The organism is Pedobacter sp. (genome assembly GCF_965249885.1).
Taxonomy (GTDB): domain Bacteria; phylum Bacteroidota; class Bacteroidia; order Sphingobacteriales; family Sphingobacteriaceae; genus Pedobacter.
This window is the reverse complement of sequence record NZ_OZ252254.1, coordinates 2,301,629-2,314,653: the sequence shown is the minus strand read 5'-3', so window position 1 is coordinate 2,314,653 and position 13,025 is coordinate 2,301,629. Positions and strand designations below refer to the sequence as shown.

The following is a 13,025-nucleotide window of genomic DNA, read 5'->3' as shown; positions in this document are numbered from 1 at the left end:
AATAAGTTTAAACCTTGCATCTGAGTATTACCATAAACGAACAAGAACTGGTACAGCAATGTATAGCCGGCAATGAAAAAGGCTACACAACGCTGTATAATAAATATGCAAAACGTATTTATCACGCCGTTTATCGGGTTGTGGGCAATAGCGTTGAAGCTGAAGACATTGTGCAGGAGGCATTTTGTATCGCATTTGAGCGCATAGATGGATTAAAAAACCAAGGAAACTTTGAAGGTTGGGTTAAACGCATTGCAATTAATCAGGCTATATCGGCTTTACGTAAAAGAAGAATGGTTTTTACCGACGATGGCCAACTAGATGTAGTTGCTGATGAAGAAGTAGATATAGATGAAGAATTTATCTTCCAATGCCAAGTGGATGACGTAAAAAAAGCAATAGCGGATTTGCCAGACGGTTATCGAACTATTGTGTCGTTACACTTATTTGAAGATATGGGGCAAGAAGAAATTGGTAAAATGCTCGGAATTAACCATGCTACCGTACGTAGCCAATATCACCGGGCAAAGAAAAAGATTTTTATAGCATTAAAAGATAAAGCATATTATGGAACGTGATTTTTTTAAGCAATTTGTTCAAGAGCACAAAGATGCTTTCGAGAGCGAAGCTTTGCCACCAAACATGCTAGGCAATATTTTAGAAAAGCTAAAAGAGCGAGAAAAACAGGCTGAGCATGAAGCGTCTAAAGTTAAAAAACTAAGAATAAATTATACCTGGTTAGCTATTGCTTGTACTTTGCTAATTGTTGGAGGCAGCTATCTATTTGTATCTCAAGAAACTGCTGAATTTAAAAAGCAGGACAAATTGATTGCCCTTGCCCCTACAACAACAGCAAAAACACCTGAAAACAGCGAAAACACTGAAATACAAGTTATTTCAACAACTAAAACGTCGCAAGTTTTTGAGAAACAATTAGCTAAAAATCAAGCAACAACGATTGATGCTAACCAAGCAATATTCAAGGGCTTAGGCGACAGTACTTCGGTAGCGGCAAGGCTTGATGCAATCCTTAAAGCTGGATCTCTAACAGCACTGAAGCAACCCTTGAAAGCGCAATTATGTAAAACCTTTAACGAGGATAACAATGATAATGTAAGGCTTGCCGCTTTAGAAGTATTAGCAAAAATAGCCGACGATAAATACGTACATGAACAATTAATGGCCGGCTTGAGCAAGCAAAAAGATCCGGTAGTACAATTGGAATTGATTAAAATAATGGGCAACAACAGCAGCCCTGAAGCTACCGATAAGCTGATTGCAATGGCCAACAATCCGCTTACGTTAGACGCTGTTAAAGAGCAGGTATATTATGCTTTGCTAACCAATCAATAATTAAAAAAGAGAACAAACAATTAAAAGAATCATCTAATATTAATCAAGGTGATTTCATTAGCACTAAAAAACACAGACAAATGAAAAAAATAACTGTTATAGCTTTTGGACTACTTCTATTGGTAGGCCATGCTTTTGCCCAAAAAGAGTTTAAACTTGCTAAAAGCACTGGGAAACTAACTATTAACAATATCTCCAACTTAACCGTTGAGGGCTATGATGGCAAAGAAATTATATTTAACGCTACTGGGAAGTCTGAAAAAATTGATGATCCTAGAGCAGCTGGCTTAAGTGCACTCAGCAATTCTGGATTTGACAACACTGGCATAGGAATTAGCATTACCGAACGTGAAAACGCAGTTATAGTTGCACCTATTAAAAATGGAGTAGCACTTAAAGTAAAGCTGCCACAAGGAATGGCATTATCAATAAAAACTTCGGGCCTAGCAAACCAAGACTCAGTAATTATGCTGAGTAACATTAAAAGCGAATTAGATGCATCAACACAGTACGAAAGTTTTAAATTGGTGAATGTCACAGGGCCGATAAGTCTAAAAACGCTTTATGGAAACATTGAGGGAAAATTAACGAATACTTTCAAAGGCCCTATTTCACTTGTTTCTGTATACGGATTTGTAGATGTTAGCGTTCCTGAAAATGCTAAAGCAGATTTATCAATTAGCACTCAGTATGAGACTTTATATGCTTCAAAAGATTTAAAGTTAGTTTTGGAAGAAGCGCCAGCAATAAAAGATATTTACAACCTAAATAGCGTGGTAGCGCTGGCAGAGCAGCCTTTAGGACAGAATTTGGAAGTCCTTACTGTGGACGGCGTAAAAGTTTCTTCCACACCCATTAAAGTGAAAGGATCTGGAACGGTAATTACCACTGTCGAGTCTTCTAGTAAAAGTACAAGTTCATCAAGCGCTCTAACCACTGAAAAGGCAGCACCAGCTACCAAACCCGTTACATCAAGAGCGTTTACTTATACAACGAATTCGCCTGCAGTTTTAACTTATGGCCGCGGCTTTGGAAGTACCGTAAATGGAAAATTGAACGGAGGCGGAGAAAAGGTAATTCTTAAATCAACTTACGGCAAAATTTATTTACGTAAATAAGAACTAAACTTATAGCTGAAAAGCTAGCTTGATATCAAGCTAGCTTTTTTTGTATCACAATATGCGACAATTTGCGGTTTTATTTATATTTTTATATTAAAACCTAACCAAAACCGCAAATGAAAAGACTTTTACTATTTTTTGCTCTATCATTATTGCAAATTTCCGCATTCTCGCAAAACCCCAAACGGGAGTTGCGTGCTGCTTGGATTTCGACTGTGTATGGCATAGATTGGCCAAATTCGGCAGATGCGCCTGCAACGCAGCGCACCAAACTTACCACCATGTTAGACCAGTTAAAGGCGTCGGGCATTAACACGGTGTATTTTCAAGTTCGTACCACGGGCGACGCCCTTTACAGTAGTACCTTAGTGCCGTGGTCACATTGGCTAACGGGGAATTATGGACAAAATCCAGGTTGGGACCCACTTGCTTTTGCAGTTACCGAAGCGCATAACAGAGGTATTGAAATTCATGCCTGGCTAAATCCCTACAGAGCGGCTATAGCCACCAACTTTGCAACCACTTATGCCAGTACACACATGGCTCGTGTGCATCCCGAATGGCTTATTACAAGCGGAACAACCAGATACTTTAATCCCGGCATTGCTGAAGTAAGAAGCCACATTGTATCAGTGGTGGAAGAAATAGTAAATAATTATGATATCGACGGCATACACTTCGACGACTATTTTTATCTTTCTGGCTTAACTAATACGGATGATGACGCCCAATTCACTGCAGATCCCAGAGGTTTCACTAACAGATCAAATTGGAGAAGAGATAACGTTACGCTAATGGTACAAGGCGTAAGTACTAAAATAAGAAGTTTAAAACCTTGGGTAAAATTTGGCATCTCTCCCTCTGGAATATATCGCAATTTTACTGTACCTGGTTCATCGCCATCCGTTAGTACAACTGGCTCAGAGCATTATAGCGTTCAATATGCAGATACGCAAAAATGGATGAATGATGGCACCATCGACTATCTTATCCCGCAGGTGTATTGGGCTTTTAGTCAAACTACGGCTAATGCAAAATTTAACTATGTTACCGATTATTGGAACCGACAGAATTTCACTAGACATGTATATATCGGCTTGGCTACTTATAGGGTAGATCCCGCAGATGGATCCGCTTGGTCATCAACTATTGCAGGTGAAGAAATCAAAAATCAGATCGCTTACTTGAGAAACAGCACGCCGAATTTAAAAGGTGCTTCTCATTTTACAACGCATGATTTGCTATCAACCAAAACTGGTGTTAAGGAGGCAATGGATCTGGTAAAAGTTCAATACAGCACGCCAGCTTTAGTACCCGCAATGGATTACATGGACAATATAGCTCCTGATCAGCCTACAAACTTAATATCAGGTTTAGTATCAGGGAAAACGCAGCTAAATTGGACAGCCCCAAGCGCAACAACTGATGAATTACAAAAAGTAGTAAGATATGCTATCTACAGATCGACAAACCAAACCATCGACTTTAACAACGCTTCAAATTTAATAGCGATAATAAGCAGCAATAATACTACTTACACAGATAACAGCGTAACTCCTGGAACGGGCACTTCCTATTATTATGCGGTAACAGCGCTAGACAGGATCAGCAATGAAAGTGCGTCAAGCAATGTAGTACCTGATGCGGTAACGCTTCCAGTAAAACTCACTAATTTTGTGGCCAAAAAAGACAATAACAGAATAAAAATTGAGTGGTCCACCGCAAATGAAATCAACAGCGATTATTTTTTAATAGAAAAAGCTGGAGCTGATGGGATATTCAGTTATTTAGATAAACAAAATTCCAATCCAGAAAACACTAACACTGCTAAAAGGTACATTAGCTTTGACACCAATCCGTTAAATGGAACAAATTATTATCGCTTAACTCAATTTGATAAAAACGGCGAAAAATCTAACCCCGAATTCACTTCCGTTAATTTTAACGAGCTAATTGTTGTAAATGCAAGGGCTTTTCCAAATCCTACACAAAAAGACATCAATTTTAGTATAGAAAATTTTGAAGGAAAATCTATCAAAACGAAGCTGATCAATCTGTATGGTCAAATAGTTCATGAAGAAGATTTTGACACACAAAGCGGTCGCAACCAATACACGCTTGGCATTAAAAACGACTTACCTAAAGGTCAATATATTTTAACCTTGTCACATGACAGCTTCAAGAAAAACATTAAGCTCATTGTTTTATAGGCATTAAACTTACAAAGTTTCGTAAGTCTCTTATCAACTATTCAAAAAAAAAGCTCCGATTAACTCGGAGCTTTTTTTATCTTCTTTTATGTTGCCTAGGAAACTTCATCTTATAGTCGGGGTGAACTTCTCCCTTGGTAATTTTATCTAATTTGCCCTTAATCAGCTGTTTGCGAAGCATATTGATTTTTTCAGTGAATAGCTTTCCTTCGATGTGATCGTATTCATGTTGGATCACACGTGCGGCAAAGCCACTTACTTGATCTTCATGTTGCTCCCAATTTTCATCGTAGTAACTGATTAGTACATTTGGTTTTCGGAAAACTTCCTCACGGATTTCAGGAATACTTAAACATCCTTCGGTGAAGCCCCAAGGCTCTCCGGTCTCCTCTAAAATTTGTGCGTTGATAAACACTTTTTTATAACGAGGTTCGTCATCGTTTTCACCAGTATCAACAACAAATAATCGTATTGGCAAGCCTACTTGCGGTGCAGCCAAACCAACCCCACTTGCATTGTACATGGTTTCCCACATATTTGCAATTAGCTCTTTTAAATCAGGATAATCCTTATCAATTGAGGTACAAACTTTCTTTAAAACTGGATCGCCGTAAGCAACTATCGGTAATTTCATCGGGTATTTCTATCTATTCTATTGATGATACATGAACGTTTTGAGTTTCTCTATGAAAAAGCAATACATCATGATTAACGGCACAAAGGTACAAAAAGCACGTTTAAATCTCCCCAAAGAGACTGCTTTTTATAACAAGCGGCGGAATAGCCAAATAATTAACTAGCCCTCGGTAGGATTAAATAGTAAACTAGTCCACTGGCCATCAAAAACATCGTTAATAATTGCATTCATATCGGCCACGCTAACTTGACGTATTTTTCGAAACACCGTCTCCAAGCTGTCTATCTGATTGTAATCAAGCAAACTTTTCGCCATAGCGATGATCAAGCCTATCCTATTTTCTTCGCCTAGCGCAATTTGACCTATGAACTTATTTTGTGCTTTATGTAACTGAACAGCGGTTAACGGCTTTTGCTTGAGTTTATTCATTTCCTTTTGGATCAAGCGCATTGCTTTATCGGCTTTTTCACTATCTGTACCGAAGTAAATGGCGAAAATCCCTGTGTCGGAAAGTGGACTATACGCAGATTCGATAGTGTAGGCGATGCCGTACTTTTCTCGCAACTGCAGGTTAAGAATTGAACTCATTCCGTTACCGCCAAACAAATTGTTCAACAGCAGTAATCCGGTTTTATACGGATGATGTAGCGAATAAGTTTGCGTGCCCAGCATGCAATGGCTTTGCGCTATCTGCTTATCAACCACATGATGCGTTGAAGGGTTAACTTGGGGTGCCAGCCTTGTAGTAGCACTACTGTTTTCCTGCACATCAGCAAAATATTTCTCTGCTATTTTAGTTAGTTTATTTAACGAGTAATTCCCTAATACTGCCACTATAATTTGATCAGTACGGTAATTGGTTTTAATGAAAGATTTGATATCCTTCCTAGATAAATTAGTTACCGTTTCTGGTGTTCCTAAAATATTTCTACCGAAAGAATGTCCCTTGAACAAAATATCTTCAAAATCATCATTAATAGCTTCTTCGGGCTGATCTTGATAAGAGGCGATCTCATCCAACACCACGCCCTTTTCCTTTTCCATTTCGTCCTCTGGGAAGGTTGAATGGAAAACGATATCATTAAAAAGCTCTAAAGTTCTATCCAAATAAGGATGCAGAAATGAAGCATGTATGCAAGTGTATTCTTTAGTGGTGTAGGCGTTCAAATCTGCCCCAACGCTCTCTAACCTATTAAGGATTTGAGTAGTGTTTCGCTTCTCAGTACGCTTGAAAATTAGATGTTCGATGAAATGCGCCAAACCCATTTGCGCATCTTCTTCATCGCGGGAACCTGCATTAATTAAAATACAAGCATGTGAAATTGCCGACGCAGTGGGCACATGTAAAATCCGGATGCCGTTTTTAAGTGTATGTACGTTGTACTCCATTAATCGGCAAAGATAGGGATTGTTTTGTAGTTAAAACGTTGAATTAATGTAAGGTTGTACAGTTTTATTAAACACAAAGACACGAAGAAACCAAGTTAGTTTCAAGTTCTCTCGAGGCGATTTAGAACATTTTCTTAGCGTTGCTTTGCGAATACTTTGAAAACTTTGCGTTAAAATTAACCGCAAAGAAAAGGAAAGGTTCGCAAAGGTATCCATCAAATTGTCCTTGTAATTTGCAATATATATGTGCGATCGCATGATTTTATAGCACAGTTTTGAGTTAATTAAACCCGATTGGAGCGAGCACGTAAGGGCAAACCTATGTGTTTGTCCTGGAGTAAAGCGGAAAGCGGGACTAGCGAAACCGAAGAATTACGGCATTTGCTTTTCAAATCATTCTAAAACTTTACCCCCTTTATACAGCGTAAACCAAAACCACCTGCCACTTTGACCTAAATTTTATTTTGGAACACCACTTGATAAACAAGGGCATAAGCAAAATTAATTTTAAGATATGACAACAGAAAAAGGAAGTATTTCCATACACACAGAAAACATTTTCCCAATCATCAAGAAATTCCTGTATTCGGACAATGAGATCTTTTTAAGGGAACTAGTTTCTAATGCGGTTGATGCGGTGCAAAAGATTAAACGCTTAGGCGCTCTGGGACAATTTAACGGTGAAGTTGGCGAACCTTTAGTAGAGGTAAAGCTTGATGAAAAAGCTAAAACTATTACCATTAGCGACAATGGTTTGGGTATGACTGCCGAAGAAATTAAAAAATACATTAATCAGGTAGCTTTTTCGGGTGCGAGTGAGTTTGTAGAGAAATTTAAGGATGCGAAAGATGCCAACGAGATTATTGGCAAGTTCGGCTTAGGTTTTTACTCGGCTTTTATGGTGGCTGATTTGGTTGAAATCAACACCTTGTCGTATCAAGATGGCGCCGAACCAGCAAAATGGACTTGCGACGGTAGCACTACTTTTGAAATTTCTGAAGGATCAAGGACCACTCGCGGTACCGATATCATTTTACATATAAATGCTGAAAGCGAAGAGTTTTTAAGCGAATATAAACTACAGGAAATTTTAGACAAATATGCTAAGTTTTTGCCTGTACCAATTAAGTTTGGCACTAAAACAAATAGTGTTGAAGATGGCGTTGACGAAGAGGGAAAAACTAAATATAAATCAGAAGAGGTTGACAACATTGTAAATACTACCAACCCTATTTGGACTAAAGCACCTGCAGATTTGTCAGATGCTGATTACTTGGATTTTTACAAGCAATTGTATCCTTTTTCGGAAGAACCGCTGTTTTGGATTCACCTGAACGTGGATTATCCTTTTAATTTAACGGGAGTATTGTATTTCCCTAAGTTGAAGGAAGATTTTGATATGCAGCGCAATAAAATCAAGTTATTCTCTCGCCAAGTATTTATTACTGATGAGGTAAAAGATATTGTGCCTGAGTTCTTGATGTTGTTGCATGGTGTAATTGATAGTCCGGATATTCCTTTGAACGTTTCTAGAAGTTTCTTACAGGCTGATGGGAATGTGAAAAAAATCAACAACTATATCACCAAAAAAGTCGCTGACAAGTTAAGCGAATTGTTTAAAGCAGACCGCAAAGCTTTTGAGGAAAAATGGAGTGATATTGGTTTGTTTGTGAAGTATGGTATGATTAGCGAAGAGAAATTTTATGACAAAGGAAAAGAATTCGCTCTGCTAACCAACACTAAAAAAGAGCATTTTACTTTGGAAGAATATAAAGAAAAGGTAAGTGCACTGCAAACAGATAAAAACGGAAATGTGGTTTATTTATACACTACAGATCCTGATAAACAAGATGGCTTTATCCAAGCAGCGAACAAAAAAGATTATGATGTGCTGGTAATGAATTCGCCAATTGATGGCCATTTCGTAAGCAGCTTAGAGCAGAAATTAGAAAAAACGTTGATGAAACGTGTTGATGCTTCGGTAGCCAATCAGCTGATAGAAAAAGACGAGCAATTGGCGTCGGTGTTGAGCGAGGAGCAATCTGCAACAGTAAAAGGCATTTTTGAGAAGGCGATTACCAAGCCGGGCTATACCGTTGAAGTGGTTGGATTAAACCCTGATGATGCTCCTGTTACCATTACTATGGACGAGTTTATGCGCAGAATGAAAGACATGGCAAAAATGGGCGGCGGAATGAGTTTTTACGGAAATATGCCGGATAGCTACAAAGTGGCTATTAACGGAAACCACAAATTGGTTAGTAAAATTTTAGCTGCTGGTGAAGAAGAGCAGAACAAATTTGCTAAACAGGCTGTTGATTTGGCATTATTATCTCAAGGCATGCTAACTGGCGCAGAGTTAACTGCTTTTGTTAGCCGCAGTGTTGAGTTGATATAGAAAACTCTATTTGGCTCAGCTCCTTTTTGGAGATAAGGGCTTCAATATATCGTCATTGCGAGGCACGAAGCAATCTTACAACTTTAGCTATTCGCTTTAGGAGTGCTTCATGACTAGCAATGACGATTTTTTATTTATAAAAACATGAGAAGAAAAATTCCATTCGTACCAATTTTAATATTTGCATTGTTGTTTTTGACGATGAATGGCTATGCATTAAATGCACTTGGCGTTTTAATTCCAGCTACTGCATTATCATGGTTATGGGTGCTTCCAGCAGGACTTCTACTTACATTTTCATGGAGCATGTTAAGGTTAAGCGTAGATGGACAAACAACTTTATTTAAAATTAGCGCACACACCTTGCTCGTGTACTTTGTTACGCTACTCGTTTTTATTGCAACTAACGTATTGTCAGAAGTCTATCGACTGATTAGAGGAATTATCAACTACGTTTCGAAAGGAAATTTTATCTATCCAGAAAGACCAATCACAGCTGTTTATTTAGGAATTCTATTATCTTCGATTATCATCATAGTTTTTATCTATGGAATTTTCAAAGGAAAATATGCTTATCGTGTAATTAAGCATACACTATATTTCGACGGCTTGCCCGAGGCTTTTGACGGCTTCAAATTGACACAAATTTCGGATGTGCATGCTGGTAGTTTAAACAATCCAAAAGCAGTACAAAAGGGCATTGACATGATCAATAGTCAGGGAGCAGATTTGTTTGTTTTTACCGGGGATTTAGTGAACAACAAAGCTGAAGAAGTAAAACCGTATATTGGTCACTTCAGCCAAATTAAGGCCCCTTACGGGCAATTCTCTGTGTTGGGCAACCATGATTATGGTGATTATGTCAAATGGGAAAATGATGCGGTTAAAAGAGAGAATCTACAACAACTAAAAAAATACCATGCGGAAATTGGCTTCAGGTTATTGTTGGATGAACATGTGACTATCGAAAAAAATGGGCAGCAAATTCAGCTTGCTGGGGTAGAAAATTGGGGCTTGGGGTTTGGAGAACGTGGCGACTTGCAAAAAGCATTGCAAGGGACTTCCACAAACGATTTCAAAATACTACTGTCCCACGATCCTAGCCACTGGGAAGCTCAAGTAAAAAAACATCCTTCAAAAGTACACCTAACTTTAGCAGGTCATACGCATGGCATGCAGTTTGGCATTGAAGCGTTAGGAATAAAATGGAGCCCAGTTCAGTTTAGGTACAAGCATTGGGCTGGCGTTAAGGAAGAAAACGGAAGATACTTAAATGTAAACAGGGGTTTTGGTTTTATTGGGTTTTCCGGAAGAGTGGGAATATGGCCAGAAATTACGGTGATAGAACTGAAAAGAAGCAAAGATATTTAAATCAGCAGCCTACAAGCTTTTGTTGCGACACCAAAACTATATTAAGAATCAAAAAATATTCCATGCTCTGTAGCGTTTATTACTTACGCTTCGTATAGCTAAGTGAGTTAATGGCAATTGCCGTATTATTTAACCTATTATAATTATCATGAAATTTTTAATCAAGCGTAAAACCATCTTAACAGCAATAACCCTCTCTCTAGTTTGTTTAGGCCTGGCATCGTGTTCCAAAATGGATAACGACTATCAGCCTATCGAAGTATCTGGATTAAACATTATTCAAGCTTCGCCCACGCTTGAGCTTTTGGATGTATATGTTGATAACCAAAGAGCCAACAGCAATGAATTTGAATTTGGCAGCAAAATTGGCTATTTAAGTGCTTATTCCGGTAGCCGTGCTTTCAATGTAACTAAACGAAACACACTAACTTCATTAAAAAACCTACAATATACTTTAAAACCAAAACTTGGCTACTCTTTATTTTTGGTAAACACTTTTGCGAACATTGATTTTCTAATGTTAGAAGATAATTTGGAAAAACCTGCCGCAGGAAAAGCGAAGGTACGCTTTGTTAACTTAAGCCCCGACGGTGGAGCATTAAGCTTAAACTTAAATGGAGCCGCAACTGATATCGTTACCAACAAAGCTTTTAAAGAGTATAGCGATTTTATAGTGATTGATGCGGCAGAAAGTGTTAACTTCAACGTTAAAAATGCTACTAATAATAACGTAGAAACTACACTTAGCAACGTTAAAGTAGAGGATGGAAAAATATACACCATCTACGCAAAAGGGTTGAAAGCCAATAATGATGACACCCGATTCTCAGCAAAACTGTTTGTACATTAACAGCTAGCTCAGCTAAAAAATATTTCATCGCCATTGCGATTTTTGAGGAAGCTCAACTGTCTAAGCAACAGGTTTCTTCAATCGCAATGGCGATTTTTTTTGCAAAATTATGTCTATCTTGATTAGAAAATGAATTCAGCAATAAAATGTACAAATACTTTACACTTCTACTTTTTACTTTGAATATTTACAACTGCTTTGCTAAAACAGATACTACGTCAATAAGCTTACACCTGCAAAAAATTACTAAAACCGCAGCGTACAGAAACTACCAAAACCTAACGCAACTAAATGCCGTTGCCTCGTATATCAAATCATATTTTTCAAAATATAGCGATAGCGTGGCTTATCAGGAGTACGAAGTAGATGGGAAGATATACAAAAACGTAATTTGCTCCTTTGGAACCGAAAACACCCAACGCATTATTGTTGGAGCACACTACGATGTTTGCGGAAATCAAGAAGGAGCCGATGACAATGCTAGTGGAGTTGTTGGTTTATTGGAATTAGCTTATCAGCTAAAGGGACAAAAATTGAATAAAAGATTAGATTTAGTTGCTTACACTTTAGAAGAACCTCCATATTTCAGAACAGAGTTTATGGGAAGTGCCGTACACGCAAAGCACCTCTCAGACAACAATATTGATGTTTTTGGGATGCTATCGATAGAAATGACAGGTTACTTTAAGGATGAGAAGAACACTCAAAATTACCCTCTAGGAATTTTATCATTGCGTTACGGGAACAGAGGCAACTACATTACGCTGGTAAATCAATTCAACAAAGGAAAGTTTGCCAAGCAGTTTAGTAGGTGCTTCAAGGATAGCAAAACCATAATTACTAAAAGTTTTACGGGACCTAAAACATTACCTGGGATAGATTTTTCGGATCATTTAAACTACTGGAACCATGGCTATAGCGCACTGATGATCACTGATACTTCTTTTTATAGAAACAAGAACTACCACCAGAAAACTGACACCATGGAAACTTTAGATATTGGGCGAATGGCCAAAGTTATTGATGGCATTTATTTAGCTTTGTTAAAGTTGGCAGCAAAAACTAATTAGTTGAAAGTAGATGGACCAACAGATTTATACCAATTTAGTCATGGCAAATAAAAACCTCAAAAAATACATCTCCAATGGAGTTTTCATTTTAGTGATAGCGGTCTTGTTATTTGTGCCATCGGCAAAAGCATTGCTCATTCAAGGCCTAATGGAAGTTGGCCTTTTCAATCCTAGCATTGAAAAGGAAAAACCATTAAACAACCCTACCCTTCAATTGAGCTTCAAAGACCAAGCAGGAAAAACAATTACCCTGAACGAACTTAAAGGAAAAGTAGTTTTCATCAACTTTTGGGCCACTTGGTGTCCGCCATGCTTAGCCGAAATGCCGTCTATCAATAAGTTATACGAAAAATACAAAAGCAATAGCGATGTAGTTTTTCTGTTGATTGATGCAGACAGTAATTTCGAAAAATCATTAGCCTATATGAAAGCTAGAAGTTACGCCTTACCTGTGTACCAGATGAATAGCAGCGTGCCCGAGCAGCTTTTTGCTGGATCACTTCCAACTACAATTGTATTTGATAAGCAAGGCCGACTTTCATTTAAACATGAAGGAGCAGCAAATTATAACAGTAAAAAATTCGTAGAATTTATAGGCCAATTAAGGGATAGCACTAACTAATTTG

Annotated in this window: 11 protein-coding genes; 9 read left to right on the top strand and 2 right to left on the bottom strand. The window is 38.0% G+C overall.

Going from position 1 to position 13,025, the window contains the following annotated elements:
• Positions 1-14 precede the first annotated feature (14 nt).
• The 4 genes from ACY2A0_RS09960 (at position 15) to ACY2A0_RS09945 (ending at position 4,684) form a co-directional block, all read left to right on the top strand.
• A complete protein-coding gene (locus ACY2A0_RS09960) occupies positions 15-578 on the top strand; it encodes an RNA polymerase sigma factor (protein ID WP_461789305.1) in 564 nt (187 codons plus the stop codon).
• A complete protein-coding gene (locus ACY2A0_RS09955) occupies positions 568-1,353 on the top strand; it encodes a HEAT repeat domain-containing protein (protein ID WP_461789304.1) in 786 nt (261 codons plus the stop codon). Before ACY2A0_RS09960 ends, ACY2A0_RS09955 begins: the two co-directional genes overlap by 11 nt.
• 80 nt (positions 1,354-1,433) lie before the next feature.
• Positions 1,434-2,471 (top strand): hypothetical protein, encoded by a 1,038-nt coding sequence (locus tag ACY2A0_RS09950; protein ID WP_461789303.1) that lies wholly within the window; start codon positions 1,434-1,436, stop codon positions 2,469-2,471.
• A 119-nt stretch (positions 2,472-2,590) separates the two neighbouring features.
• A complete protein-coding gene (locus ACY2A0_RS09945) occupies positions 2,591-4,684 on the top strand; it encodes a family 10 glycosylhydrolase (protein WP_461789302.1) in 2,094 nt (697 codons plus the stop codon).
• A gap of 76 nt (positions 4,685-4,760) precedes the next feature.
• Here the strand turns inward: ACY2A0_RS09945 and def are convergent, their stop codons facing one another.
• Together def and ACY2A0_RS09935 are read right to left on the bottom strand one after the other, a co-directional pair.
• Positions 4,761-5,318: a peptide deformylase gene (def, locus tag ACY2A0_RS09940; RefSeq protein ID WP_461789301.1), complete on the bottom strand. Its 558-nt coding sequence runs from the start codon at positions 5,316-5,318 to the stop codon at positions 4,761-4,763.
• 162 nt (positions 5,319-5,480) lie between these two features.
• On the bottom strand, positions 5,481-6,710 hold the full coding sequence (locus tag ACY2A0_RS09935) for a M16 family metallopeptidase (RefSeq protein WP_461789300.1): 1,230 nt from the start codon (positions 6,708-6,710) through the stop codon (positions 5,481-5,483).
• Between the two features lie 514 nt (positions 6,711-7,224).
• Here ACY2A0_RS09935 and htpG point away from each other — a divergent pair.
• The 5 genes from htpG (at position 7,225) to ACY2A0_RS09910 (ending at position 13,021) form a co-directional block, all read left to right on the top strand.
• Entirely contained in the window at positions 7,225-9,108 is a 1,884-nt protein-coding gene (gene htpG, locus ACY2A0_RS09930; RefSeq protein WP_461789299.1) for a molecular chaperone HtpG, read from the top strand.
• 144 nt (positions 9,109-9,252) lie between these two features.
• The gene (locus ACY2A0_RS09925; protein WP_461789298.1) at positions 9,253-10,479 is read left to right on the top strand and encodes a metallophosphoesterase; all 1,227 of its coding nucleotides are present in this window, start codon (positions 9,253-9,255) and stop codon (positions 10,477-10,479) included.
• Between the two features lie 148 nt (positions 10,480-10,627).
• Positions 10,628-11,329: a DUF4397 domain-containing protein gene (locus ACY2A0_RS09920; protein WP_461789297.1), complete on the top strand. Its 702-nt coding sequence runs from the start codon at positions 10,628-10,630 to the stop codon at positions 11,327-11,329.
• Positions 11,330-11,475: 146 nt separating this feature from the next.
• On the top strand, positions 11,476-12,399 hold the full coding sequence (locus ACY2A0_RS09915; RefSeq protein ID WP_461789296.1) for a M28 family peptidase: 924 nt from the start codon (positions 11,476-11,478) through the stop codon (positions 12,397-12,399).
• Positions 12,400-12,409: 10 nt separating this feature from the next.
• Positions 12,410-13,021: a TlpA family protein disulfide reductase gene (locus tag ACY2A0_RS09910; RefSeq protein ID WP_461791434.1), complete on the top strand. Its 612-nt coding sequence runs from the start codon at positions 12,410-12,412 to the stop codon at positions 13,019-13,021.
• Positions 13,022-13,025 lie beyond the last annotated feature (4 nt).